Genomic DNA, 25446 nt, shown 5'->3' with positions numbered 1-25446 from the left:
TCGGTAGCATCTCCTGCATGACACCGCCGAAGGGACCGCTCCGCTCCCTGACCGCGCTGACCGCCGCTCTCGCGCTCCTCACGACCGGTTGCGCCGCGCACGCTCCGACGAGCGAGGACACGACCGTGACCGTCTTCGCCGCCGCCTCCCTGCAGGAGCCCTTCGACGAGATCGGCGACCGGTTCGAGACGGAGCACCCGGGGACGCGGGTCGAGATCAGCTACGCCGGCTCCTCGACGCTGGCCGAGCAGATCCGTCAGGGAGCCCCGGCCGACGTCCTCGCCACCGCCGACGAGGCGACCATGGCCACCGTCGTCGAGGCGGGGCTGGCGGACGCCGATCCCGTCCCCTTCGCCACCAACACGTTGATGATCGCGGTGCCCGCCGGGAATCCCGCCGGCGTCACCGATCTCGCCTCTCTCACCGAGGACGGCCTGAACCTCGTCCTGTGCGCACCGGCGGTCCCCTGCGGTGCGGCGGCCGCCGCCGTCGAGTCCGCCGCAGGGCTCACCTTCGCCCCCGTCAGCGAGGAGCAGTCGGTCACCGATGTCCTGACCAAGGTCTCCAGCGGGGAGGCCGATGCCGGGCTCGTGTACGCGACCGACATCCGCCGCGCCGGCGGCGCGGTCGACGGGATCGGATTCCCCGAGGCCGAGAAGGCGGTGAACACCTACCCGCTCACCACGGTGAAGGGGTCGCAGCACGCCGAGCTCGGGCAGGACTTCGTGGACCTGGTGCTCTCGGAGGCGGGGCAGAGCGTCCTCGCGGACCATGGCTTCGCGGGCACATGAGGTCCCTCCCTCGCTGGGTGCTGCTCCCGGCCCTGCTCGGCGGCCTGCTCGTGCTGCTGCCCCTGGCCTCCCTGGCGCTGCAGGTGCCGTGGAGCCGCTTCGGCGAGCTGATCACGAGCGAGTCCAGCCTCGCGGCGCTGTGGCTGAGCCTGCGCACCTCCACGCTCGCCGCGCTGCTGTGCGTGCTCCTCGGCGTCCCGATGGCCCTGCTGCTGGCTCGCTCGCGGTTCCGCGGGCTCGCCGTGCTGCGGGCGGTGGTGCTGATCCCGCTGGTGCTGCCCCCGGTCGTGGGGGGTGTGGCCCTGCTGCACACCTTCGGGCGGCAGGGGCTGCTGGGGCGGCACCTCGAGGTGCTGGGGGTGCAGATCGCCTTCTCGACCACCGCGGTGGTCATCGCGCAGACCTTCGTGGCCCTGCCCTTCCTGGTGATCAGCCTCGAAGGGGCGCTGCGCACGGCCGGCACGCGCTACGAGGCGGCGGCGGCCTCGCTCGGCGCCCGCCCCTCCCGGGTGCTGCTGCACGTCACCCTGCCGCTGGTGCTGCCGGCGCTGCTCTCCGGCACCGTCCTCTCCTTCGCACGGGCGCTCGGCGAGTTCGGGGCGACCATCACCTTCGCCGGGTCCCTGCAGGGCACCACCCGCACCCTCCCGCTGGAGATCTACCTCCAGCGCGAGAGCGACCCCGATGCCGCCGTCGCCCTGTCCTTCCTGCTGGTCGTCGTCGCGGTCGCGGTGATCGCCCTCGCCCGGCGGAGGTCCCCCGCATGAGCCTCGACCTGCGCGCCTCGGTCCCCGAGCGCGGCGTCGCCCTGAACCTCTCCGTCCCGGACGGCGAGACCCTGGCGCTGATCGGGCCGAACGGCGCCGGGAAGTCGACGACGCTCTCCCTGATCGCCGGCGCGCTGCGGCCCGGCCGCGGCAGCATCGAGCTGGACGGCCGGGTCCTGGATGACGAGCGCGTCCACGTCCCCGTCCATGATCGCGAGGTCACCACCCTCGGGCAGGATCCTGCGCTCTTCCCGCACCTCACCGCTCTCGACAACGTCGCCTTCGGTCTGCGGTCCCGGGGAGCGACGCGGCGCGAGGCCCGGCATCGGGCCGCCCGATGGCTCGAGGAGCTCGACCTCTCCGGGCTCGCAGATCGGCGGCCCGCGCAGCTCTCCGGCGGCGAGGCGCAGCGGGTGGCGATCGCCCGGGCCCTCGCCGCGGCGCCGCGGCTGCTCCTGCTGGACGAGCCCCTGGCGGCGCTGGACGTCGAGGTGGCCCCGGCGCTGCGGGAGCAGCTGCGCCGCTTCCTCGCCGGCCGGACCGCCGTGATCGTCACCCACGACGTGCTCGACGCGCTCACCCTGGCAGACTCCGTCGCCGTGCTCGAGGCGGGCTCGGTCCTCGAGCAGGGTCCGACGGCGGAGGTGCTGGCCCGTCCCCGCACCGCCTTCGCGGCCCGCTTCGCAGGGCTGAACCTCGTCACCGGGGCCTGGGACGGGCAGGCGGTGCACCTCGCGGACGGCTCCCGTCTCCCGGCCCCCGGCTCGTTCCCGGCAGGCACCTCGGTCCATGCCGCCTTCCGACCGTCCGCCGTGCGGCTCCTCGAGGAGGGCGGCCTCCGACGCACGGTCGAGAACCTCTCCCCTGGGGGCGACCTGGTGCGGGTGGGCACCGAGGACATCGCTGCGGACCTCCCGCCGCAGGAGATCGCCGAACGCCGCCTGACCCCCGGTGTCACCGTGCAGCTGGCGGTGCCGGCCGAGGCCGTGACAACCTACCGGGCATGATCGATCTGCGGGCTCTGCGCGAGGACCTCCTGCGCCGGCACGGGCCCCAGGGCTGGTGGTGGCCCGGCGAGGAGCCCTTCGAGATCGCCGTCGGCGCCGTACTGGTCCAGCGCAGCCGATGGGAGCAGGCCGCCGTCGCCATCGCGAACCTGCGAGGAGCCGGACTGCTGGCCCCGACGCCGCTCGCCGCCGCCGAGGAGGAGACCGTCCGGGAGCTGGTGCGCGGCGCCGGCTTCCCGCGCACCAAGCCGCGGCGCGTGCAGGCCCTCGCCCGCTGGTGGGTGGAGGATGCCGCGACCGTCGAGCGCCTCTCCGATGCGGAGCTGCGCGTCTCCCTGCTCGCGGTCGAGGGGATCGGCGAGGAGACGGCCGATGCGATCTCGCTGTACTGCTTCTCGCGCCCCGCCTTCCTCTGCGACGAGTACGCCCGGCGCCTGCTGCGCGAGCGCGGCGCCGAGGTGCCGGGGTCGTACCCGGCCTTCCGCCGGATGATCGGGCCGGCGATCGACCAGGCCGACTTCGGAGTGCCCGAGCTCGCCGAGCTGCATGGCCTGATCGTCGAGGAGGGGAAGCTCAGCTCTCGTCGAGGAGCGACTGCACCGCGCGGTTGAACGCGACGGGGTGCTCGAGGTTCGGGTAGTGCGCAGCACCGGGGATCTCCACGACGCGCGAGGGGCCCGCGACGGATGCCGCCAGACGCCGCCCCATCTCCCGGTGGTCGTCGCCGTCATGCTCCCCGATGACGGCGAGCACGGGGATCCGGATCCGCCCCAGCCGTTCCCAGGTGGAGGTGACCGGCGTGGGCGGGAGCGGTGGCAGCGGGAGTCCGTCGGCCCCGAGGCGCAGATGCTGGGAGACGGTGTCGCGCGCCATCGTGCCGATCAGCTGCACGACCTCGGGATCGACGGCTGCGAGGTCCCGGTGCTGGCCGGCGGTGAAGCGCTGGAAGACCTCGACCCAGGCCTCGAGGTCACCACCCAGCTCGGCGGCCTTCCAGTCGGCGAAGGTGCGCAGCACCCAGGGGTCGGTGAACTCCGGCTCGCTGGTCCCGGTCCCGCCCACGACGAGAGCCTTCGCACGCCCGGGGTGCTCCAGGGCGACGTCCACCGCCGTGCCGCCGCCCATCGAGATGCCGACGAGGACGGCCTCCTCGATCTCCAGCTCGTCCATCAGCGCGACCACGTCGTCGCACAGTCGATACGGGCGCTCGGCATCGGAGGATCCTCCATGGCCGCGGGCATCCACCGCCAGGACACGATGATTCGGGAAGGCCTCGAGCTGCCGGTGCCACATCCGCCGATCCACGGCCCCGCCGTGGAGCAGGAGGAGTGCCGGGGCGGCGGTCGACCCGTGCTCGACGAAGGTGATGCGCTGGTCTGCGAGGTCGAGAGTCCGGGTCGTCGAGATCATGACAACCAGGGTGTCATGTCGCGTCACATATGACAACCACGGTGTCATACTGGCCGGATGAACCGACCGCTCGACCCCGACCTTCTCGCTGACGGCCTCGCCGAGGTCTATGTCGCCCTCGGCCCCGTGTACCGGCGGGTGGCGCGTCGGGTCGAGCTCGACGAGCAGCTCAGCGGTCTGAGCGTCGGGGTGCGCAACGTCCTGGACCAGCTCCGCCGCGGAGAGGACCTCACGGTGCCCCAGCTGGCGAGGGCTCAGGATCTCAGCCGGCAGTTCGTCCAGCGGATGGTGCACGAGGCGCGGGAGGCCGGCCTGGTGGAGCTCCGGGAGAACCCGTCCCATCGCCGCTCGTCCCTCGTGCATCTGACCTCCCGGGGCCGGAAGGTGATCGATGCGGTGACGGATCGCGAGCACGAGCTCCTGGGACGGGTGGGCGGAGGGATCACCGCGGCCGAGGTCGAGGCCACCCTGCGGGTCCTGCATCACATGGATCGCGCGCTCGTGGTTCTCGAGGCCGAGCACAGGAGCTGACGAACCGCCCCGTGCGAGGATCGAGGCATGCGCCTCCTGGACTCCTCGCTGCCCCTGGTCGCCGCACCGATGGCCGGCGGCCCGTCCACGCCCGAGCTGGCGCGCGCCGTCTCCGCGGCCGGTGCCTTCCCCTTCCTCGCGGGCGGCAACCTCACCCCCGACGCGCTCGCGGAGCAGATCGCACGGTCCCGGACGCTCGGCGTCGACGTCGGCGTGAACCTCTTCGTGCTCCCGCCCTGGGACCTCGCGGCGGAGGACCTCGCGGCCTACGCCGAGGAGCTCGCCGAGGACGCGGCCGCCCTGGGCGTCGAGCTGGACCCGGCCCCCGTCCGGGACGACGACCGCTTCCCGGAGAAGCTCGCGCTGCTCCTCGAGGACCCGGTCCCGGTGGTGTCCTTCACCTTCGGTCTCCCCGCCGCGGCGGACGTGGCCGCGCTGCAGGCGGCGGGGTCGACGGTGCTCGCGAGCGTCACCGGCGCCGAGGAGGCCCGCGCGGCCCGGGAGGTCGGCGTGGACGGCCTCGTGGTGCAGGGCCCGAGCGCGGGCGGTCACAGCGCCACCCATGACCCCTCGCGCCTGCCGGAGCCGGTGGCCACCGGGCATCTGGTCCGCGAGGTGCTCGCCGCGGTGAATCTCCCGGTGGTCGGAGCCGGAGGCGTCGACGGCCCGGAGGCGGTCTCGCGCCTCCTCGCGGCGGGAGCGCAGTCCGTGGCCGTCGGCACCCTGCTGCTGCGCACCGACGAGGCCGGCACCTCCCCCACCCACCGTGCGGCGCTCGCCGACGACTCCTTCTCGGAGACCATCCTGACCCGAGCGTTCACCGGCCGGCCCGCCCGGTCCCTGCGCAACAGCTTCGCGGAGCGCCACCACGCCACAGCACCCACCGGCTACCCGCAGGTCCACCACCTCACGCGCGAGCTGCGCCGGACCGCGGGAGCGGCCGGTGATGCACAGCGGCTGCACCTGTGGGCCGGCACCGGCTGGCGCAGCGCGCCCGAGGGTCCGGCCGCGGACGTGGTCGAACGGCTCGCGCGGGATCTCTGAGCTCGGTGCAGCACGTCAGCGGCTCCGCATCACCTGCGTGCCGACGACGCCCAGCAGCTCGAGCTTCTCCGCGGCATCCGTCCCCTCGCGCGGGAAGAAGGCGTGCATCGCCACGTCCTCGTCCGGAGTGAGCAGCACCTCGCAGCGCAGCTCGACGGCCCCCACCTCGGGATGCAGCACCACCTTCTGATCGCTGTGACGCCGGGAGACCTCGTGCAGCTCCCACAGACCGGCGAACTCCCCGCTGCGCGACGTGAGCTCGTCGACCAGAGCCGTCACCTCGGCATCCCCGCCACGACGCGTGAACGCCGCCCGCAGATCGCTCACGTGCGCGGCGGAGATCCTCTCCCAGTGCTCGCGGGGCATGGGGCGCGCCGACGGCTCGGTGAACCAGTGCCAGAGGATGTTCCTCTCCCTGGAGGTCTCGCCCAGCATCCCGCCGATCAGCGCCTGGCCGAGCGGATTGGCCCAGAGCACCTCGCCCAGGTCGCTGAGGATCAGGACGGGCACGTCGGTGAGGCGGTTGCCCAGGGCGATCAGACCCGGCCGCACGTGGCATCCGGCCCGGTGCGGCGGGGGCGTGTACCCGCTGAGCCGCAGCAGGTGGTCCCGCTGGTCCTGGTCGCAGTGCAGGGCCTGGGCGATCGCGGTCACCACGCCGGCCGAGGGCGCGGAGCCGCGCCCCTGCTCGAGGCGCGTGTAGTGGTCCACCGAGACGCCGGCGAGCATCGCCACCTCCTCCCGGCGCAGCCCGGGCGTGCGCCGCCGCGCCCCCACGGGCAGCCCCGCGTCCACCGGGCGCAGCTGCTCCCGCCGTCGGCGCAGGAAGTCGGCCAGGCCCTCACGATCGATCATCTCCCCATCCTGCCCCCATGGCGGGCGCTCATCCAGGGACGGCCTCTCCCCGGATCGACCGGGCCTCGTGCCCGGCGCGCTCGGCGCGCACGCTGGTCACCATGACCACCACAGAACACACCGCCCCCGCCCCCGCCACCCGACGTCTCGGGAGGACCGGCCCGTCGGTCTCCTCCCCCGGCCTCGGTGCGATGAGCCTCTCCGGCGCCTACGGGCCGACCGACGACGCGGAGAGCCTGCGCGTGCTGCATGCCTACCTCGACGCCGGCGGCACCCTCCTGGACACCGGCGACTTCTACGGCGCCGGCCACAACGAGATGCTCATCGGCCGCGCCCTGCGGGAGCGGTCCCGCGAGGACGCCGTGCTCTCGGTCAAGTTCGGTGCCACCATCGCGCCGACCGGCATGCCGCTGGGCTTCGACGGCCGGCCGGAGCATGTGGCGACCTCGCTGGCCTACTCGCTGCGACGCCTCGACGTCGACCACCTCGACGTCTACCGTCCCGCGCGGCTCGACCCGGAGGTGCCGATCGAGGAGACGATCGGTGCGGTCCAGGAGCAGGTCGAGGCCGGATACGTGCGCCACATCGGGCTCAGCGAGGTCGGTGCCGAGACCATCCGGCGTGCCGCCGCGGTCGCCCCGATCAGCGATCTGCAGATCGAGTACTCGCTGCTCACCCGCGGCATCGAGGCGAACGGCATCCTGGAGACCTGCCGCGAGCTGGGGATCGGAATCACCGCCTACGGCGTCCTCGCCAAGGGGATGGTCGCCGGGCGCTCCGGAGGCGCCCGCGAGGCCTTCCCGCGCTTCCAGGGCGAGAACCTGGCCCACAACCAGGCGCTGCTCGATCAGCTCCGCGACCTCGCGGAGGCGAAGGGCGCCTCGATGGCGCAGCTCGCGATCGCCTGGGTGGCCGCGCAGGGCGAGGACATCGTGCCGCTGGTCGGTGCGCGGCGGATGGACCAGGTGACCTCGATGCTGGGCAGCACGGCCGTGCACCTGGACGCCGAGGACCTGACGCGCATCGATGAGGCCCTGCCCGTCGGCGCCGCCCGGGGCGACCGCTACCCCACCGTCTTCATGGACCAGCTGGACAGCGAGCGCTGAGCGGCCCGGTCCCGGACCACCACCGGACAGCAGAAGGGCCCCACCTCGCGGTGGGGCCCTTCTGACGAGTCACTGTCTCACGGTTTCTCGAGTGGAGCTAAGGGGATTCGAACCCCTGACCTCTTCCATGCCATGGAAGCGCGCTACCAACTGCGCCATAGCCCCGTATCGGGTGCCGCCCCTCGGGGCGACGAGACGATATTACATGTCCCCCGAGGTCAGAGGAAATCGGGAGGGAGGTTGTGTGACACCAACCTCATCAGGCCGTTCGCCCCCTCACCGGAGAGCGGCTCGAGCACCGATCGGTGGCAGTTCTCGAGCCCTGCGAGGCCGCGGTACTCGTTGGTGTCCAGCCCGAGCAGGGCCGTGATCCCGAGGGTGATGGCGGCCCCGTGGGCGACGACCATGACGGTCCCTCCGACGTGATCGGCCACGAGGGTGCGGCAGGCGGCGGCGACCCGCTCCCCCACCTCGGGGCGGTCCTCGACGTCGAGCCCGAGCACCGGACGGTGCGCGCGCCAGTCGGCGTGCTGCTCCGGCCAGCGCTGGCGGATCTCCTCGCCGCGGAGCCCCTCCCACTGCCCGAAGCTGCGCTCGAGGAAGGCCGCATCGGTCCGGACCTCGAGCTCGGTGTCGACGCTGAGCAGGCGCGCGGTCTCCCGAGCGCGCTCGAGCGGGGACGCCACCAGGACGTCCGGCGGCGCGGCCGCGACCAACGGGGCCAGGGACTGCGCCTGCTGGACGCCGGTGGCGTTCAGCGGGATGTCGACCTGGCCCTGGAGGCGGCCCTCCCGATTGAAGTCGGTCTGTCCGTGTCGCACCAGCACGAGGCGCGTGCGCGGGCCTCTCACGCCGAGCGGTCCTCGTCGATCTGCAGGTCGATCACGGGGGCGTCGCGCCACAGCCGCTCGAGGGCGTAGTAGGCGCGGTCCTCGGCGTGCTGGACGTGCACGACGATGTCGCCGTAGTCGAGCAGCACCCAGCGCGCGTCCCGCTCGCCTTCACGACGCAGCGGCTTGCGGCGACGCTCCTTCAGGAGCGCCTCCTCGATGCCGCCGACGATCGCGGAGACCTGCCGCTCGGAATCGCCGCTGCACACGAGGAAGACGTCGGTGATCACGACCAGCTCGGAGACGTCGAGCGCGATCACCTCCTCGGCGAGCTTGTCGGCGGCGGCCCGGCCGGCCACCCGGGCGAGGTCGAGGGATTCTTCAGGAGCGCTCACGCGAGGGGTACCTCCAGGAGGGGATGGGAGAGGGAGGCGTCCGGCAGGGCGGACGCCGCGGCCGAGGCCGCGTCGGGGCCGAGGACCCCGGTCAGGAGAAGGACCACGAGCACCACGAGGGCGATCGCGATGACGGCCCACACCAGCCACGGCAGCAGGCGCCCGCCGCTGGTCTCGGGCCGGTGGAGCACCTTGCCGTCGAAGCGCGGAGCGGGCCGCGGCTCGGGAGCCTCGGTGACCGAGAGCTCGCCGAGCTCGACGCCGTCATGATCACGGGTGATCGTCGCGACCGAGGCCTCCTCGGCGGCGGGTGCCGCCTCCGGCTGCTCGCTGAGCTCGATGATCCGGGCGCGACGACCGAACTTGCGCAGTGTCGGCACGGGGGCGTCGGCCGTGGGCGGGGCGACCGCGCCGCGCATCGCCGGGGCCGACGACGGCTCGCCGGAGGACTCCGCGGCGGCGCGGACCTCGAGCTCGGCCTGCTCCTCGGGGCTCAGCGCGCGGGCTCGGCGTCCGCGGCGCGGGGTGGTCTCGGGCTCGGTCATCGGCCGTCACCTCCTGTGTAGAGGGCGTACTTGTTGATGTATTGGACGACCCCGTCCGGGACCAGGTACCACACGGGGGCACCGGCGGCGACGCGGGTGCGGCAGTCGGTCGAGCTGATCGCCATCGCCGGGACCTCGATGAGGGTGACCCCGTCCTCGGGCAGGCCCGAGGTGTCCAGTTCATGCCCGGGGCGCGTGACCCCGACGAAGTGCGCGAGCTCGAAGATCTCCTCGGTGTCCTTCCAGGTGAGGATGTTCTGGAGGGCATCCGCACCGGTGATGAAGAAGAGGTCGGCGTCCGGGTGCTCGCGATGGAGGTCGCGGAGCGTGTCGCTGGTGTAGGTGGCGCCGGGACGGTCGACGTCCACGCGCGAGACCGTGAAGACGGGGTTCGCGGCGGTGGCGACCACCGTCATCAGATAGCGGTGCTCGGGATCGGAGATCTCCTGCTCGGCCTTCTGCCAGGGCCGCCCCGTGGGGACGAAGACGACCTCGTCCAGACCGAAGACGCTCTGCACCTCGCTCGCGGCGACGAGGTGGCCGTGATGGATGGGATCGAAGGTCCCGCCCATCACGCCGATCCGTCGTCGCTGCTGCTCCACGAGGGTCAGTGGTCGGAGTCGGAGGAGTTCTTCGTCCTCTTGTCCAGGCTGCGGTGGTGCGCGCCGCCGGTGAGCCAGGTCAGGCCCAGCAGCACGAGCAGGATGATGAAGACGCCGATGCCGACGGTCGGGGCGCTGAGCCCTTCGCTCGCGTGCGCGCCGGACTCGGCGAGGATCATGAGCTGATCGATCATGGTGGTGCTGGCCTTTCGACGGGTGACCGGGCCATCATCCCACAGGGACGCGTCGGCTCAGACTCGTGACGCGCGCGATGGGAGCCGGTTCACGGCCTGACGTGGCCCTGCCCGACCACGAGCCACTTGCTGGTGGTGATCTCCCGCAGCCCCATGGGGCCGCGGGCGTGGAGCTTCTGGGTGGAGATCCCGATCTCCGCCCCGAAGCCGAACTCGCCGCCGTCGGAGAAGCGCGTCGAGGCGTTGGCCATGACCACGGCGGAATCGACCTCGGCGAGGAACCGCTGCTGGCTGCGCAGGTCACGCGTCAGGATCGACTCGGTGTGTCCGGTCGAGTGGGCCCGGATGTGGGCCAGGGCGGCGTCGAGGTCCTCGACCACCGCGACCGCCAGCTCGAGGGCGAGGTACTCGGTGTCCCAGTCCTCCGCGGTGGCCGGGACCACCTCGGCGCCGGTCCCCTCCAGCAGCCGCGCGGAGGTCTCGTCGGCGTGCAGGCGCACCCCGGCCTCCACGAGCGGCACGACGACCCGCGCCAGCGCCTCCTCGGCGATGTCGCGATGGACCAGCAGGGTCTCCAGGGCGTTGCACACCCCGATGCGCTGCAGCTTGGCGTTGGCGACGATGTCCACGGCCTGGTCGAGATCGGCGCTCGCATCGACCAGCACGTGGGTCTTCCCGGTGCCCGTCTCGATGACGGGGACCAGCGAGTTCTCGACCACCCGGCGGATCAGGCCAGCGCCCCCGCGCGGGATCAGCACGTCCACCAGGCCGCGGGCGCGCATCAGCACGTCCACGCCCTCCCGGCCGTGCTCGTCGATCCCGACCACGAGATCCTCGGGCAGGTCATGGGCCGCCAGCACCGATCGCAGCACGCCGATGATCGCGGTGTTGGAGTGCAGCGCCGCGGATCCGCCGCGGAGCACCACGGCGCTGCCGGCCTTGAGCGAGAGGCCCGCGGCGTCGACGGTCACGTTCGGACGTGCCTCGTAGACCATGCCGATCACGCCCATCGGAACCCGCACCTCGCGCAGCTCCAGGCCGTTCTCCAGTACGGAGCCGCGGATCACCTCGCCGACGGGGTCGGGCAGGGCGGCCGCATCGCGGAGCTGCCGGGCGACGGCGGTGACGCGCTCGAGGTCCAGGGCGAGCCGGTCCCGCAGCCCGGCGTCGATGCCGGCGGCGTCGGCGGCCGCGAGATCGCGGGCATTGGCCTCGACGACCTCGTCGGCACGCTCCACGAGGGCATCGGCCATCGCCAGGAGCAGGCGGTCCTTGTCCCCGCGGTGCAGGCGCGCGAGGGACGGCTGGGCGTCCTTCGCGGAGCGCGCGGCGGCGAGGACGGCGGTGGTCACATCGTTCTCCATGACCGGATCCTAGGAGACGGAGCACGCCTCCCGCTCAGAGCACCACCAGCTGGTCGCGGTGGATGGCCGGGCGGCGGAAGCGCTCCCCGAGCTGCTCACGGGCCTCGTCGGTGCCGCGGCCGGCCATGGCCCGCAGCTCGTCGCTGCTGAAGGAGGTCAGCCCGCGCGCGATGATCCGGCCGTCCGGGTCGGCGACGTCGACGGGGACCCCGGCCGGGAAGGTGCCCTCGACGTCGGAGATGCCCACGGCGAGCAGGGAGCGGCGACGGCTGCGGATGGCCTGGGCGGCCCCGTCGTCGAGGTGCACGGTGCCCGCGCCGCGGGTCGCGAAGCGAAGCCACACCAGGCGGGAGCGTCGGCGGCCGTGGTGGGCCGGGAAGAAGGTGCCCACTTCCGCCCCCTCGACCGCGGCGGCGAACTGCTCGGCGGAGGTCATCAGGGCCGCGGTGCCGGTGGTGGCGGCGAGCTCCGCGGCGGAGAGCTTGGTGACCATCCCGCCGGTGCCCACCTTGGAGCCGACGGAGCCGATGCTCACGCCGCGCAGCCGGGAGACGTCCTCGACCACGCCGATGCGCTCGGCGCCGGGCTCGCGGGGCGGGGCGGTGTAGAGCGCGTCGACATCGGTGAGCAGCACCAGGGCGTCCGCCCCGAGCAGCTGCGCGACCAGCGCGGCCAGGCGGTCGTTGTCCCCGAAGCGGATCTCATGGGTGGCGGTGGTGTCGTTCTCGTTGACCACCGGGACGGTGCCCAGCTCCAGCAGCGCCTCGAGGGCGGTGCGCACGTTGCGGTATGTCTGCGGACGGATCACATCGGACTCCGTGAGCAGCACCTGTCCGGTGATCCGGTCGTGCCGGGCGAAGGCGCCCTGCCAGGCCGTTGCCAGGAGCGCCTGGCCGACGCTCGCCGCGGCCTGCTGCAGCGCGACCGCGGCGGGCCGTTCGGCGAGGCCCAGCGGCCCGAGCGCCGCGGCGATCGCCCCCGAGGAGACGATGACCAGCTCGGTGCCGCGCTCGGCCAGACCGGCGGCGGTGTCCGCGATCCCCTGGATCCGCTGCTCGTCGAGCCTGCCCCGCTCATCGGTCAGGCTCGAGGAGCCGATCTTGACGACGATCCGGCGGGCGGCGGGGAATCCCTCGCGGGAGGTGAGCCGGAGAGGCTGGCGATGCTCCCCGCTGCTCACCGGGAGCCTTCGTCGGACGCGGGATCGGCCCAGTGGCCGGCCTTCCGCTCCGCCTCCATCGCGGCGATGCGGCCCATCCGCTCGGCGGTGCGGGCGCGCTGCTGCTCCTTCTTCACCTCTCGGGTGGGGCGGGAGTGGTCCTCGAACCGGTCGTCGGTGCCGCGACGGCCCAGCATCTCGGCGCCGCCCACCATCGTCGGCTCCCAGTCGAAGACGACCGCGTCGTCGCCCGGACCGATCAGCACGGTGGAGCCCGCGACCGCACCGGCGGCGTAGAGCTGGTCCTCGACGCCGAGCTTGGCCAGACGGTCGGCGAGGAAGCCGACGGCCTCGTCGTTGGTGAAGTCGGTCTGGCGCACCCAGCGCTCGGGCTTGTCGCCCTGGACGCGGTAGGCGGTGCCGCCGTCGTACTGCTCGGTGACCACGCGGAAGCCCTTCTCGTCCACCGCGCGAGGGGCGATGACGATGGGTGCCGCCTCGGGGACGGGAAGGGTGGCCCGGGCCTGCTCGACGAGCTCGCCGAGGGTGAAGGACAGCTCGCGCAGACCCTTGCGGGAGACGGCCGAGACGTCCAGCACGGGGACGTCGCGCTCGGCGAGCTGCTCGCGGACCATGTCGGCCATGTCCACGCCGTCGGGCAGGTCCGTCTTGTTCAGCACGATGACGCTGGGGCGCTCCATGAGCGGCACCCGACCGTCGGTCTCCTCGTCGAGGCTCGCGGCGTAGGTGGCCAGCTCGTGCTCGATCGTGGTGAGGTCCGCGAGGGGATCACGATCGGACTCGAGCGCCGCCGAGTCCAGCACGTGCACGATCACATGGCAGCGCTCGATGTGGCGCAGGAAGTCCAGCCCCAGGCCCTTGCCCTGGCTGGCACCGGGGATCAGGCCGGGCACGTCCGCGATGGTGTAGCGGTGCTGCCCCGCCTCGACCACGCCGAGGTTCGGCACCAGGGTCGTGAACGGGTAGTCGGCGATCTTGGGCCGGGCCGCGCTCATCGCGGCGATCAGCGAGGACTTGCCGGCGCTGGGGTAGCCCACGAGCGCGACGTCCGCGACGGACTTCAGCTCGAGGACGAGGGTGCGCTCCTGCCCGGGCTCGCCGAGCAGGGCGAAGCCGGGCGCCTTGCGGTGGGCGTTGGCCAGCGCCGCATTGCCGAGGCCCCCGCTGCCGCCGCGGGCGGCGACGTAGCGGGTCCCGATCCCGATCATGTCGATCAGCACCGTGCCGTGCTCGTCGGTGACGACGGTGCCGTCCGGCACCGGGAGGATCAGGTCCCCGCCCCGCACGCCGTGGCGCATGTCGCCCTTGCCGAAGCCTCCGCTGGTCGCCTTCTGGTGCGGGCGGTGGTGGTACTCCAGCAGCGTCGTGGTGGAGGCATCGACCTCGAGGATCACGTCACCGCCGCGGCCGCCGTCGGCCCCGTCGGGACCGGCCAGGGGCTTGAACTTCTCGCGCCGGATCGAGGCGGCGCCGTGCCCGCCGGATCCTCCGAGGACCTGGAGCTGGACGCGATCGACGAAGGTGGCCATGGATGCACTCCGATGCTGAAGGTGGGGAAAAGCCTCGAGGGGCGGAGCGTTCGGCTCCGCCCCTCGAAGGACGCTGTGCGCCCCGGGTGATCCGGGGCGAGCGGTCAGACCGTCTCGACGATGCTGACCACGCGACGGTCGCGCTTGCGGCCGAACTCGACGGTGCCCGCGGTGAGCGCGAACAGGGTGTCGTCGTTGCCGCGACCCACGCCGTCACCGGGGTGGATCTTGGTGCCGCGCTGACGCACGATGATCTCGCCTGCGCCGACGACCTGGCCGCCGAAACGCTTGACGCCGAGGCGCTGGGCGTTGGAGTCGCGCCCGTTCTTGGAGGAGCTGACGCCCTTCTTAGATGCCATCTGGAATCAATCCTTGTCTGGTCGAGGGATCGCTCAGGCGATGCCCGTGATCTTCAGCCGGGTGAGCTCCTGGCGGTGGCCCTGGCGCTTCTTGTAACCGGTCTTGTTCTTGTAGCGGAGGATCCGGATCTTCTCGCCGCGGAGGTCCTCGACCTTCTCGGCGGTGACCTTCACCTTGGCAAGCTCGTTCTGGGCGGAGGTGACCTTGTCACCGTCAACCAGCAGCACCGGAGCGAGATCGACGCTGTCGCCCGCCTCGCCTGCCACGCGGTTGATCACGATGGTGTCACCGACCGACACCTTCTCCTGACGACCGCCTGCGCGGACGATTGCGTACACCACGTCAATGCTCCATCTTGTGATTCGGAATTGCTCTTCGAGTCATGCGCCCTGCCGGGTGTCACCGCGGACCTGCGACCGTCAACCTGTCCCGGACCGTGAGGTCCGGATGGGAGATGCGGTCGGCGATGTCCACCGGGAGCACGACTGCGACGCGTTTTGCGCCAGGGAACAGCTTACGATCCCTGGACCTGCCGGTCAACCACCGGACACGGTCCGACCTGCGAGAACGCGGTCACACCCTGTGGAACGCGTCACCCCTGACGGGGTGCGTCCTGCTCCCAGTCGGTCGAGGCCTGCTCGCCGGCACCCTCGGCGTCCACGGCGTCCACAGCGTCCACAGCGTCCACAGCGTCCTCGGCATGCGAGCCGCCGCCGGAGGCCGCGGCGATCGAGGCGATCGTGGCCCGGGCCTGGGCTCGGCTGTTCTCGTCGTCCTCGAGGCGGTGCACGTCGCCCTGCGTCTCGTCGGCGCCGTCCTCGGTGCTCTCGCCCTCGTCCTTCGCCCCGCCGCGCGAGCGCCGGCCACGACGCTTCGAGGACTTCGAGCCCTCGTCGCCGCCGTTCCCGCCGCCGTTGCCGCCGGAGCCGCCGCCGTGCTGGTGATCGCCGTCGACGTCCACGACAAGTCCGCGGCCGTTGCAGTGCTCGCAGGTGGTGGAGAAGGTCTCGACGAGACCCTGGCCCACGCGCTTGCGGGTCATCTGCACCAGGCCCAGCGAGGTCACCTCGGCGACCTGGTGCTTGGTCCGGTCCCGGCCCAGGCACTCGACCAGGCGACGCAGCACGAGGTCGCGGTTGGACTCGAGGACCATGTCGATGAAGTCGATGACGATGATGCCGCCGATGTCGCGCAGCCGCAGCTGGCGCACGATCTCCTCGGCCGACTCGATGTTGTTCTTGGTGACGGTCTCCTCGAGGGAGCCGCCCGAGCCGGTGAACTTGCCGGTGTTCACGTCGATGACGGTCATCGCCTCGGTGCGGTCGATGACCAGCGACCCGCCGGAGGGCAGGTAGACCTTGCGGTCCATCGCCTTCAGCAGCTGCTCGTCGATGCGGTGCTTGGCGAAGACGTCCTTCTCGCCGACGTGCTTGGTGACCCGCTCGAGCAGGTCGGGCGCCACATCGGAGACGTAGGCGTGGACATCGTCGTAGACCTTGCCGCCCTCGACGATCAGCGAGGTGAAGTCCTCGTTGAAGACGTCGCGGACCACCTTGATCGCGATGTCGGGCTCCTGGGAGAGCGCGACGGGGGCGTTGCGGCTCTTCTGGGCCTTCTGGATCTTGTCCCACTGGGCGCGGAGGCGCTCGACGTCGTGCGTCAGCTCCTCCTCGCTCGCGCCCTCGGCGGCGGTGCGCACGATGACGCCCGCGTCCTCGGGGATGATCTGGCGCATGATCTTCTTCAGCCGCGCCCGCTCGGTGTCGGGCAGCTTGCGGGAGATGCCGGTCATCGAGCCACCGGGGACGAACACGACGTAGCGACCGGGCAGCGAGATCTGGCTGGTCAGCCGGGCGCCCTTGTGCCCGATCGGGTCCTTGGTGACCTGGACCAGCACCGGGTCGCCGCTCTTCAGCGCGAGCTCGATGCGGCGCGGCTGGCCCTCGAGGCCCACGGCGTCCCAGTTGACCTCGCCGGCGTACAGCACGGCGTTGCGGCCCTTGCCGATGTCCACGAACGCGGCCTCCATGGAGGGCAGCACGTTCTGGACCTTGCCCATGTAGACGTTGCCGACCATCGAGGTCTGCGCCTTCTGGGCGACGTAGTGCTCGACGAGCACATCGTCCTCGAGCACGGCGATCTGGGTGCGGCCCGGGCGCTCGCGCACCACCATGGAGCGCTTGACGGACTCACGACGGGCCAGGAACTCGGCCTCGGTGATGACGTTGCGGCGGCGACCGGCGTCGCGCCCCTCGCGGCGGCGCTGGCGCTTCGCCTCGAGACGGGTCGAGCCCTTGACGGCCTTGACCTCGTCCCGTGCCTCGCGCACCTTCACCACGGTGTTCGGCGGATCGTCGGTGGAGCCGGAGTCGACGTTGCCCCCGCTGCCCGAGCGGCGGCGTCGACGGCGACGACGGGAGCTGGAGGAGCCGGAGCCGTTCTCGGCGTCGGGACCGGAGTCCGCGCCCTGCGCGTCGTCCTCCGACTCGGAGTCCTCGCGGGAGGACCGATCGCCGGGGTCCTGGTCCTCGGTCTCCTCGGAGTCGCCCTCGGAGCCGTCGTCCTCGCCGCGGCCGCGGCCGCGACGACCGCGTCCTCCGCGGCGGCGACGACGACGGGAGCTGCCGTTCGAACTCGAGGAGCGGTCCTCGGACTCGTCCTCGTCGGAGGACTCGTCCGCGGTCTCCTCGGCGGAGCCGTCCGCACTGTCCGAGGAGTCCTCGGCGGTCCCCTGGTCGCGCTGCGACGAGCGGCGCGACCGGCTGCGGCCGCGGCGCGAGCGGGTGCTGCGCTCCTCCTCGGGGGCGTCCTGAGCGTCCTGCTCGTCGGGCTCGTCCTGCTCGTCGGACTCCTCGTCGGCCGAGTCCTGCGGGGCGACGGTGGTGCGGGGCTGCGGGGTCGGCGCCTGGAACAGGAGGGAGGCGAAGTCCATCTGGACCTGCTCGCGACGGCGAACGCGGTCGTCGTCCTCGGTGGACTTCTCGCCGCGGGCCGAGGCCAGCGCACGCAGGTCGTCGACGACCGGGCTGTCATCGGTCACCTCGTCCTCGACGACGGGCTCCTCGGCAGCGGGCTCCTCGACTGCAGGCTCCTGCTCGGCGGGCTCCTCGACTGCAGGCTCCTGCTCGGCAGGCTCCTCGACGACCGGCTCCTGGACCGCCTGGACCACCGGGGCACCGGCAGGAGCCCCGGCGCGACGGCGCGGGCGCTTCGGGGTGGTGGTCGGTGCCGCCTCGGTGCTCGAGGAGTCCTGCGGCGCGACGACGGTGCGGGGAGCGGTGCTCTCGGGCGCCGGGACCGTCGGCGGGGTGAACGCCGGGGCTCCCGCCGGTGCACCGGCGGCGCGACGGCGACGCCGTGCCGGCGGGTTCTGCGTGGTCTCCGACGAGTCGTTCTCGGGTTCGTGGGTGCTGTCAGCCATGGGGCCGTCTCCTTCTGGAGGACCAGCGCACCCTGGTCCCGTCTGGTCATCGTCCCTGGGGACGGAAGTCTCTGGCCCTCGCCGTCGCGCAGCTCCCCGAGGAGAGCGCTGCGATGCCGAGCGTGGAGCACTGCGGTCGCGGTCGTCCGCGTAGCCGATGCTCCGACGTCACGACGCCGGGAGGTTCCCCCACCCGGTACGGAGCAGGAGAGTGCCTCGGTCAGTATGGCACAGGGCATTTCTGCGTCCGATGCCGACATGCGGACCAGGGGTGGCCCGGATCACGCCCGCAGAGGACCATCGTCCCCGTACCGCTCCCCGGCCCAGCCGTAGTGTCGCCGCAGAGCGTCAACCCGTCTGGAGCCCCCATGGATGCCCTCGACCTCGCACGGTGGCAGTTCGGCATCACCACCGTGTACCACTTCATCTTCGTCCCGCTGACGATCGGCCTGTCCCTGCTGGTCGCCGTCATGAACACCCGTGCGGTGTTCGCGAAGGACCCCGTCCGCAAGGACGCGTGGACCCGGATGACGAAGTTCTTCGGCTCGATGCTGATCGTCAACTTCGGCATCGGGATCGCGACCGGCATCGTCCAGGAGTTCCAGTTCGGCATGAACTGGTCCGAGTACGCCCGGTTCGTCGGGGACGTCTTCGGGGCGCCGCTCGCCCTGGAGGGTCTGGCCGCCTTCTTCCTCGAGTCCGTCTTCCTGGGTCTGTGGATCTTCGGCTGGGGGAAGCTGCCCGAGAAGATCCACCTGCTGACCATCTGGGCCGTGGCGCTGGGCACCACCCTCTCGGCCTACTTCATCATCGCCGCGAACTCCTTCATGCAGCACCCCGTGGGCGCGACGCTGAACCCCGAGACGGGCCGGGCGGAGCTGGACCCCTCGCAGGGCTCGATCCTCGCCGTGCTCTCCAACGTCACCGCGCTCGCGGCGTTCCCCCACGTGGTCTCCGGCGCCTGGCTGGTGGCCGGCGCCTTCCTCACCGGCGTCGCGTCCTGGCACATGGTCCGCCACCACAACCGGGCCCGCGCGCTCGGGCTGGAGACCGCGGAGGGCCAGGAGCACCATCTCGCCGCCCGCGACCTCTTCCGTCCCACCGTCCGCTTCGGTGTGATCGCGATGTGCATCTCCGCCGTGGTCCTCGTGGTCTCGGGCGACGCGCAGGCGAAGCTCATGTTCGAGCAGCAGCCGATGAAGATGGCGTCGGCCGAGGCGCACTGCGACACGTCGACGGACGTGCCCTTCTCGATCCTCACCGTGGGTGGGCCCGATGCCTTCAGCACCGACTGCTCGGGCGTCACCCACCTCATCGAGGTCCCCTACGTCACCTCGATCCTGGCCACCAACGACCCGCACGCCGAGCTGCAGGGCGTGGACGATCTGAACGCGCAGTACAAGGAGCAGTTCGGCGAGACCGCCACCGACATCCACGGCAACGAGGTCGCGGTCGACTACCGCCCGAACCTCTTCGTCACCTACTGGTCCTTCCGCCTCATGATGGGCCTGGCCGCCTTCAGCGGGGTCCTCGCCCTCTGGGCGCTGTGGGCGACCCGCGGCCGGGGCGAGAACGCGCGCACCACCGGATCGCGCCTGTTCCAGTGGTTCGCGGTGCTGGCGATCCCGATGCCCTTCCTCGCCAACGCCGCCGGCTGGGTGTTCACCGAGATCGGACGCCAGCCGTGGGTGGTCCATCCCAATCCGCTGGACCCGACGGTGCGGCTAATGACGATGCAGGGGGTCTCGAACCACCCGGGCTGGATGGTGCTCACCTCGCTGGTGGCCTTCACCCTCGTCTACGGCGTGCTGGCGGTCCTGTGGTTCCAGATGATGCGGAAGGCCGCCCTGAAGGGCGTCCCCCTCGCGCAGCGGGACCCCGAGACCGACGAGCTCGACACCCCGACCCTCTCCTTCGACTACTGAGACCAGGACGGAACAGATCATGGAACCCCTGCTCGAGGCCACCTGGCTCCAGGCCCTCTGGTTCGCGCTCATCGCCGTCTTCTTCCTGGGCTACTTCGTGCTCGAGGGCTTCGACTTCGGCGTGCAGATCACCGTCGGCGCCCTGTGGCGCCGCGGCTCCGGCACCCGCGGCACGCTGCTGAAGACCATCGGCCCGGTCTGGGAGGGCAACGAGGTGTGGCTGATCACCGGCGGCGCCCTCCTCTTCGCCGCCTTCCCGGAGTGGTACGCCACCCTCTTCTCCGGCTTCTATCTCGCCCTGCTGGGCCTGCTGCTGGTGCTCATCGTGCGGGTCTGCGCCTTCAAGTGGCGCGACAAGGTGGACGATCCCCGCTGGCGGACGGCCTGGGACGCCGTGCACGTGCTCGGCGGGATCGCGCCGCCGCTGCTGTGGGGCGTGGCCTTCTCGAACATCGTCGCGGGCGTCGCGATCGACGAGAACCGCTGGGTCACCTCCTCGCTGCTGGACCTGCTGAATCCCTTCGCGCTGCTGGGCGGTGCGGTGTTCGTGCTGCTGTTCTGGCTGCACGGCCTGCTCTACCTCGCCCTCAAGCTCGAGCAGCCCCTGCGCGGCCGGGTGCGCCGGCTCGCCGGGATCGTGGTGTGGCCGACGATCGCCGCCGGCGCAGCCTTCCTGCTCTGGTACCAGCTGGCCTACTCGCACGCCGCCTGGACCTGGGCTCCCCTGGTCCTCGCCGCGCTCGCGCTGATCGCCGTGGTTCCCCTGAACCGGACCGGGCGGGAGGGGCTCGCCTTCGCCGCGACCACCGCGGCGATCGCCGGCGCCGTCGCGACCCTGTTCGGCGGGCTGTTCCCCTACGTCCTGCCGGCCGTGAACGCCCCGGCGAACTCGCTCACCGTCGCGAACGCCTCCTCCACCGAGCACACCCTCACGGTCATGCTCATCGCGCTCGCGGTGCTGCTCCCGATCGTCCTGGCGTACACGATCTGGACCTATCGCGTGTTCCGCCACCGCATCAGCGATGACGACTCCCCCGCCCCCGGGTCCCAGCTGCTCGAGTCGGCGAAGCAGGGCTACCGGAACGCCTTCGAGCAGCGCTGATGGCACAGAGCCCGCGGGCCCGACGGGCGCCGCTGGATCCGCGCCTGGTGCGCGAGGTCCGCGCGGCGCGCCGGCACGTGGTGCGCACGGTCGCGCTGGGCCTGGTGCAGGCCGTGTGCGTGATCGTCACCGCCCTCGTGATCGCCCGTCTCGGATCGGACCTGCTCGAGCAGCGGGACGTGCCGCAGGGAACGCCGGTGCTGCTGCTGGTCCTGGTCGGCGCGCTGGCCGTGCGCGCCGGGGCGGTGCTGGTCCAGGAGGCGACCGCGCACCGCGCCGCGACGGCGGCCATCAGCGATCTGCGCCGCCGGGTGGTCGGCCATGCCGCGCAGCTCGGGCCGCGGGCCGGCGCCGGCCGCGGCGCGGACCTCACGGCGCTCGCCACCTCCGGTCTCGAGAACCTCCGCCCCTACCTCGTGGGATATGTGCCGCAGCTGCTGCTCTCGGCCACGGTGACCCCGCTGTGCCTGCTGGTGATCGGCCTGCTGGATCCGCTCAGCGCCGTCATCGCGCTGGTGACCCTGCCGCTCGTCCCGCTGTTCATGATCCTGGTCGGGAAGCTCACCGTGGGCCGCTCCGAGCGGCTCCTGGCGGACATGCGCTCGCTGTGGGCGCAGCTGCTGGACCTCGTGGACGGACTGCCCACGCTGCGGGCGCTGGGCCGGGAGAAGGGGCCGGAGAGGACCGTGCGCCGACTCGGTGACCGACACCGCACCTCCGCCATGGGCTCGCTGCGCTACGCCTTCCTCTCCTCGATGGTGCTCGAGCTGCTGGCCACGCTGTGCGTGGCGCTGATCGCCGTGAGCATCGGCATGCGCCTGGTCTACGGCGAGATGGAGCTGCTGCCCGCCCTCGCCGTGCTGGTGCTCGCCCCGGAGATCTACCAGCCGCTGCGCAACGTCGGCGCGCAGTACCACGCCTCCACCGACGGTCTGGCCGCCGTCGGCGCCGCCTTCGAGGTGCTCGACGAGGAGGCCCCGGCCGATGGGGACCGCCCGGCCCCGGATCTGCAGGATGCCGTCCTGGCCCTGCGCGGCGTCTCGGTGCGTTCCCGCGACGGCCTCGCGCCGCACCGCGCCGCGCTCGAGGTGCGCCCCGGCCGGGTGCTCGCCCTCACCGGTCCCTCCGGCGCGGGCAAGACCACGGCCGTGCAGGTGCTGCTGGGCCTGCTGGAGGCCGACGAGGGCCGAGCCGAGGTCCTCGCTCCCGACGGCACCGCGATCCCGGTGCGGGAGCTGCGGCGGAGGAGCCTGTGGGACCAGGTCGCCTATCTCCCCCAGCGCCCCGTGCTCCCCGCGGGAACGATCCGCTCGGTGCTCGCCGCCGCCCGGCCCGATGCCGACCAGGACGCGCTCGAGGCCGCCGCCGTCGCGACCGGGCTGGATGCGGTGATCGCCGAGCGCGGCTGGGAGGCGGACCTGGGACGCGCGGGGCGGGGCATCTCCCTCGGCGAGCGCCAGCGTCTGGCCCTCGCCCGGGCGGTGCTCTCCCCCGCTCCTCTCGTGGTGCTCGACGAACCCACCGCCCACCTCGACGGCGCCGCCGAGCAGGTGGTCCTGGATCTCCTCGTCGCCCTCCGGGAGGCGGGCCGCACCGTGGTCGTCATCGCGCACCGCTCCCGCCTGGTGGAGCTGGCCGACGACGTCGCGGGAGTGGAGGCCGGCCGATGATCCCCGCAGCCCCGATCCCCGGTGCGCTCCGCCGCGCCGTGCGCGCCCTCGAGATCCCGCGCGCCCGCCTGATCGCGGCGGTCCTCGCCGCCTGCGCGACCCTCGGATCGGCCTTCGCCCTCGCGGCCGTCTCCGCCTATCTCGTCACCCGGGCCTGGACGATGCCGCCGGTGCTGGACCTGACCGTCGCCGTGGTGATGGTGCGGGCGCTCGGCGTCTCCCGCGGCGCGTTCCGCTGGCTCGAGCGGATGCTCACCCACGACGTCGCGCTGCGCGGCGTGGTCACTCTGCGCACGAACCTCTTCACGGCGCTCGCGGACCGGCCGGACGACGGCCTCTCCCGGCTGCGGCGCGGCGATCTGCTCGGCCGTCTCGGGGACGACGCGCAGGAGCTGGGCGACCTGGTCATCAAGGCGGTCGTTCCGGGCCTGGTCTCCGTGGTGATGGCGGTGGCGGTGCTGGTCACCTTCGCGCCGCTGTCGCTGCCGGCGACTGCGGCGATGCTCGCCGGCCTGGTCCTCGCGAGCGTGCTCGCTCCCCTGGCCGCGCACCGCGCCGCCCGGATCACGGAGCAGGCCGTGCTCTCCACCCGCTCCGAGGTGGGCGCTCGATCGCTCGAGATCCTCGACGACGCCACCTCCCTGCGGCTCGAGGGCCGGCTGGAGCAGTCGCTGGATCTCCTCGGGGACCGCCAGGCGTCGCATGACGATGCCATCGACCGGGCGGCCGTCCCCGCCGCGGTGGCCGCCGCGGCCGTGCCGCTCGCGATCCTCCTGGCCGCCACCGGCTCCCTGCTGGCCGCAGGGGCGCTGTGGATCCAGGGCGCCGCCTCGGCGGGCCAGATCGGGATCCTGCTGCTGCTGCCGCTGTCCTCCTTCGAGGCGGCGACCGCCCTGCCCGCCGCCGCCTCGCAGCTGGCCCGCTCGCGAGCGGCCGCCGAGCGTCTCGCCGACCTCGTCGGCCCGCGGCTCCCCCGCACCGCAGGCATCGGGCGGGGCCCCGGGCCGGGCGTGCTGAGCGCCGTCGGCCTCACCGCCGGATGGACCTCCGACGCCCCGCGCGTGGGCGGGCTCGACCTCGATCTCCCCCCGGGCTCCCGTCTGGCCGTCGTCGGCCCCTCCGGCAGCGGGAAGTCCACGCTGCTGGCCACCCTCGCCGGCCTCCTGGATCCGCTCGCGGGACGCGTCGAGCTGGACGGCCAGGACCTGGCGGACCTCGACCCGGCCGCGGTGCGTGCGGCGGTGACGATGTTCGCCGAGGACTCCCACGTCTTCGCGACCACCGTGCGGGAGAACCTCAAGGTGGTGCGCGGCGGGCTCGGGGACGCGGAGATCGAGGCGGCCCTCGATGCCGTCGGCCTCTCGGACTGGGTCGCCGCCCTGCCCCTCGGGCTCGACACCCTGCTCGGTCCCGACGGCACCACCGTCTCCGGGGGCGAGCGCCGCCGGCTCCTGCTGGCCCGAGCCGTGGTGCGCGGCGGGCCCGTGCTGCTGCTGGACGAGCCCACCGAGCATCTCGACACCGCGCGCGGCGATGCCCTCCTGGAGGCGCTGCTCACCCCCGCCGGCTCCGCCCTGGTGCCCGCGAGCAGTACCGTCGTGGTCGTCACGCACCGCGTCGAGGCGATCCCCGCCGGCACGCCGATCCTTCGCCTCGAGGAGCACCGATGAGCTCGGACGATCCGTCCCCCGCGCAGCCCGTCCGCACGGGCCGGTCCCGGATCCAGGATCTCGCCGGGGCGGTCCTCGCGGGCGGCGAGGCGGAGGACCTGCTGGACCTGCTGGTGCGCTCGGCCCGCACGGACCTCGGCGCCCGCACCGCCCTGCTGGTGATGCCGGTGGGTCCGGACCGCTGGGGCGTGGAACTGGCCGACGGCCCGGATGCCGCCGAGCTGCTGGGTCGGCCGATCCCTGCCGAGGGCGCCGCCGGCCTGGCCCTGCACGGGGCGGATCTCGAGGTGCTCGAGGAGGTCCACGACCTCGAGCTCGGTCCGACGCCGAGCCGCGCCCTGCTCGGCGTGATCGACGCCGCCGAGCACGGACTCGGGATGCTGGCGGTGCTGCGCCCCGAGGCGGAGGCGCCGTTCACCGCCGCGGATCGGGAGCGGCTGGATGCGCTCGCCGGGCTGATCGCCCTGACCTTGCGGGCACCGACGCTCGGCGCGAGCATCGAGATCGACGACGAGCGCGGCCGGATCGCCCGTGACCTGCATGACCTCGCGATCCAGGAGCTGTTCGCGGTGGGGATGGAGCTCGAGGCGCTGGTCGACTCGCTCGAGGCCCCCGGGATGACGCCGTCCAACGCCCGGATCCGCAGCTCGGTGGCGACCTCGGTGCAGGGCGTCGAGAACGCCGTCGCGCAGATCCGGCAGATCGTGCAGTCGCTGCGCCGGGAGCGGTCCGCGGCGACGCTCACCGAGCAGCTGCGGCACGAGGTGGGGCTCGCGACCGCCGGCCTGGGCTTCGTCCCCGCGATGCGGCTGCCTCCGCATCCCGCGGAGATGGACGCCGAGCTGCCCCCGGAGATCGCGGAGGATGTGGTCGCCGTGGTGCGGGAGTGCCTCGCGAATGCCGCGCGGCACGCCCACGCGAGCGCCGTGGCGGTCTCCGTGAGCGTCTTCTCCGAGGGGGTGGACCGTGTGGTCCAGGTGAACGTCTCCGACAACGGCCGAGGGATCGACCCCGCCGTGGAGCGCCGCAGCGGCCTGGCGAACATCTCCTCGCGCGCCCGCCGCCACTCCGGCTGGGTCGATGCGATCTCCCTCGAGCCGGGCACGATGGTCTCGTGGCGGGTCACCCTGCCGGCCGTGTGAGCGGGC

General features: G+C 72.7%; 25 protein-coding genes and 1 tRNA gene. 12 read left to right on the top strand and 14 right to left on the bottom strand.

The annotated features are described in order from the left end of the window. Positions 1–17: 17 nt before the first annotated feature. The 4 genes from modA to CFK41_RS07600 are packed head-to-tail and all read left to right on the top strand — an operon-like array spanning position 18 to position 3176. On the top strand, positions 18–791 hold the full coding sequence (gene modA / locus CFK41_RS07615) for a molybdate ABC transporter substrate-binding protein (protein WP_096799111.1): 774 nt from the start codon (positions 18–20) through the stop codon (positions 789–791). Then, positions 788–1558, top strand: coding sequence for an ABC transporter permease (locus CFK41_RS07610; protein WP_096799110.1), 771 nt, complete (start codon positions 788–790; stop codon positions 1556–1558). Before modA ends, CFK41_RS07610 begins: the two co-directional genes overlap by 4 nt. After that, positions 1555–2565 carry a sulfate/molybdate ABC transporter ATP-binding protein gene (locus tag CFK41_RS07605; protein ID WP_096799109.1) on the top strand — a complete coding sequence of 337 codons (1011 nt, stop codon included), beginning with the start codon at positions 1555–1557 and terminating at the stop codon, positions 2563–2565. The genes CFK41_RS07610 and CFK41_RS07605 overlap by 4 nt, the downstream gene beginning before the upstream one ends. After that, positions 2562–3176 carry an endonuclease III domain-containing protein gene (locus CFK41_RS07600; protein ID WP_096799108.1) on the top strand — a complete coding sequence of 205 codons (615 nt, stop codon included), beginning with the start codon at positions 2562–2564 and terminating at the stop codon, positions 3174–3176. The genes CFK41_RS07605 and CFK41_RS07600 overlap by 4 nt, the downstream gene beginning before the upstream one ends. On the opposite strand, the gene CFK41_RS07595 is transcribed toward CFK41_RS07600, so the two are convergent. Further along, positions 3139–3975: an alpha/beta fold hydrolase gene (locus CFK41_RS07595; protein WP_169928800.1), complete on the bottom strand. Its 837-nt coding sequence runs from the start codon at positions 3973–3975 to the stop codon at positions 3139–3141. The two genes, CFK41_RS07600 and CFK41_RS07595, sit on opposite strands and share 38 nt — an antisense overlap. Before the next feature lie 57 nt (positions 3976–4032). Here CFK41_RS07595 and CFK41_RS07590 point away from each other — a divergent pair, with 57 nt between their 5' ends. Both CFK41_RS07590 and CFK41_RS07585 read left to right on the top strand, forming a co-directional pair. Then, positions 4033–4506, top strand: a complete 474-nt coding sequence (locus tag CFK41_RS07590; protein ID WP_096799106.1) for a MarR family winged helix-turn-helix transcriptional regulator — start codon at positions 4033–4035, stop codon at positions 4504–4506. A 27-nt stretch (positions 4507–4533) separates the two neighbouring features. Continuing rightward, positions 4534–5550, top strand: coding sequence for an NAD(P)H-dependent flavin oxidoreductase (locus CFK41_RS07585; RefSeq protein WP_096799105.1), 1017 nt, complete (start codon positions 4534–4536; stop codon positions 5548–5550). Positions 5551–5565: 15 nt separating this feature from the next. Here the strand turns inward: CFK41_RS07585 and CFK41_RS07580 are convergent, their stop codons facing one another. Continuing rightward, on the bottom strand, positions 5566–6405 hold the full coding sequence (locus CFK41_RS07580; protein ID WP_096799104.1) for a helix-turn-helix transcriptional regulator: 840 nt from the start codon (positions 6403–6405) through the stop codon (positions 5566–5568). A gap of 101 nt (positions 6406–6506) precedes the next feature. Here CFK41_RS07580 and CFK41_RS07575 point away from each other — a divergent pair, with 101 nt between their 5' ends. Beyond that, complete coding sequence (locus CFK41_RS07575; protein ID WP_227873248.1) at positions 6507–7511, top strand: aldo/keto reductase; 1005 nt, start codon at positions 6507–6509, stop codon at positions 7509–7511. A 92-nt stretch (positions 7512–7603) separates the two neighbouring features. Here CFK41_RS07575 and CFK41_RS07570 read toward each other — a convergent pair. The 12 genes from CFK41_RS07570 to CFK41_RS07515 form a co-directional block, all read right to left on the bottom strand. After that, a tRNA-Ala gene (locus CFK41_RS07570) sits at positions 7604–7676 on the bottom strand. 53 nt (positions 7677–7729) lie between these two features. After that, on the bottom strand, positions 7730–8362 hold the full coding sequence (locus CFK41_RS07565) for a histidine phosphatase family protein (RefSeq protein ID WP_096799102.1): 633 nt from the start codon (positions 8360–8362) through the stop codon (positions 7730–7732). After that, entirely contained in the window at positions 8359–8736 is a 378-nt protein-coding gene (gene rsfS, locus CFK41_RS07560) for a ribosome silencing factor (protein WP_096799101.1), read from the bottom strand. Before rsfS ends, CFK41_RS07565 begins: the two co-directional genes overlap by 4 nt. After that, positions 8733–9281, bottom strand: coding sequence for a hypothetical protein (locus CFK41_RS07555; protein ID WP_096799100.1), 549 nt, complete (start codon positions 9279–9281; stop codon positions 8733–8735). The genes rsfS and CFK41_RS07555 overlap by 4 nt, the downstream gene beginning before the upstream one ends. Beyond that, entirely contained in the window at positions 9278–9883 is a 606-nt protein-coding gene (gene nadD, locus CFK41_RS07550) for a nicotinate-nucleotide adenylyltransferase (protein WP_096799099.1), read from the bottom strand. Before nadD ends, CFK41_RS07555 begins: the two co-directional genes overlap by 4 nt. A gap of 5 nt (positions 9884–9888) precedes the next feature. Then, positions 9889–10077: a hypothetical protein gene (locus CFK41_RS07545; protein WP_096799098.1), complete on the bottom strand. Its 189-nt coding sequence runs from the start codon at positions 10075–10077 to the stop codon at positions 9889–9891. Positions 10078–10166: 89 nt separating this feature from the next. After that, positions 10167–11441 carry a glutamate-5-semialdehyde dehydrogenase gene (locus CFK41_RS07540; RefSeq protein WP_096799097.1) on the bottom strand — a complete coding sequence of 425 codons (1275 nt, stop codon included), beginning with the start codon at positions 11439–11441 and terminating at the stop codon, positions 10167–10169. A 34-nt stretch (positions 11442–11475) separates the two neighbouring features. Next, on the bottom strand, positions 11476–12621 hold the full coding sequence (proB, locus tag CFK41_RS07535; protein ID WP_096799096.1) for a glutamate 5-kinase: 1146 nt from the start codon (positions 12619–12621) through the stop codon (positions 11476–11478). After that, complete coding sequence (obgE, locus tag CFK41_RS07530) at positions 12618–14150, bottom strand: GTPase ObgE (protein WP_096799095.1); 1533 nt, start codon at positions 14148–14150, stop codon at positions 12618–12620. The genes proB and obgE overlap by 4 nt, the downstream gene beginning before the upstream one ends. 104 nt (positions 14151–14254) lie before the next feature. Then, the gene (gene rpmA, locus CFK41_RS07525; RefSeq protein ID WP_096799094.1) at positions 14255–14509 is read right to left on the bottom strand and encodes a 50S ribosomal protein L27; all 255 of its coding nucleotides are present in this window, start codon (positions 14507–14509) and stop codon (positions 14255–14257) included. A 33-nt stretch (positions 14510–14542) separates the two neighbouring features. Continuing rightward, complete coding sequence (rplU, locus tag CFK41_RS07520; protein ID WP_089063991.1) at positions 14543–14851, bottom strand: 50S ribosomal protein L21; 309 nt, start codon at positions 14849–14851, stop codon at positions 14543–14545. Between the two features lie 251 nt (positions 14852–15102). Beyond that, a complete protein-coding gene (locus CFK41_RS07515; protein ID WP_096799093.1) occupies positions 15103–17931 on the bottom strand; it encodes an Rne/Rng family ribonuclease in 2829 nt (942 codons plus the stop codon). A gap of 368 nt (positions 17932–18299) precedes the next feature. Between CFK41_RS07515 and CFK41_RS07510 the strand changes: the two genes are divergently transcribed. The 5 genes from CFK41_RS07510 to CFK41_RS07490 are packed head-to-tail and all read left to right on the top strand — an operon-like array spanning position 18300 to position 25440. After that, positions 18300–19856: a cytochrome ubiquinol oxidase subunit I gene (locus CFK41_RS07510; protein WP_096799092.1), complete on the top strand. Its 1557-nt coding sequence runs from the start codon at positions 18300–18302 to the stop codon at positions 19854–19856. A gap of 19 nt (positions 19857–19875) precedes the next feature. Further along, positions 19876–20958 (top strand): cytochrome d ubiquinol oxidase subunit II, encoded by a 1083-nt coding sequence (gene cydB, locus CFK41_RS07505; RefSeq protein ID WP_151904704.1) that lies wholly within the window; start codon positions 19876–19878, stop codon positions 20956–20958. Next, positions 20958–22628: a thiol reductant ABC exporter subunit CydD gene (gene cydD, locus CFK41_RS07500; RefSeq protein ID WP_096799091.1), complete on the top strand. Its 1671-nt coding sequence runs from the start codon at positions 20958–20960 to the stop codon at positions 22626–22628. The genes cydB and cydD overlap by 1 nt, the downstream gene beginning before the upstream one ends. Then, positions 22625–24298 carry a thiol reductant ABC exporter subunit CydC gene (gene cydC, locus CFK41_RS07495; protein WP_096799090.1) on the top strand — a complete coding sequence of 558 codons (1674 nt, stop codon included), beginning with the start codon at positions 22625–22627 and terminating at the stop codon, positions 24296–24298. Before cydD ends, cydC begins: the two co-directional genes overlap by 4 nt. Beyond that, positions 24295–25440 carry a GAF domain-containing sensor histidine kinase gene (locus CFK41_RS07490; RefSeq protein WP_096799089.1) on the top strand — a complete coding sequence of 382 codons (1146 nt, stop codon included), beginning with the start codon at positions 24295–24297 and terminating at the stop codon, positions 25438–25440. The genes cydC and CFK41_RS07490 overlap by 4 nt, the downstream gene beginning before the upstream one ends. Positions 25441–25446 lie beyond the last annotated feature (6 nt).

Origin of the sequence: Brachybacterium ginsengisoli, from assembly GCF_002407065.1 — a bacterium.
In the GTDB taxonomy this organism is placed as follows: Bacteria; Actinomycetota; Actinomycetes; order Actinomycetales; family Dermabacteraceae; genus Brachybacterium; species Brachybacterium ginsengisoli.
The sequence above is the reverse complement of the archived record's forward strand: the minus strand, read 5'-3'. Positions and strand labels throughout refer to the sequence as shown.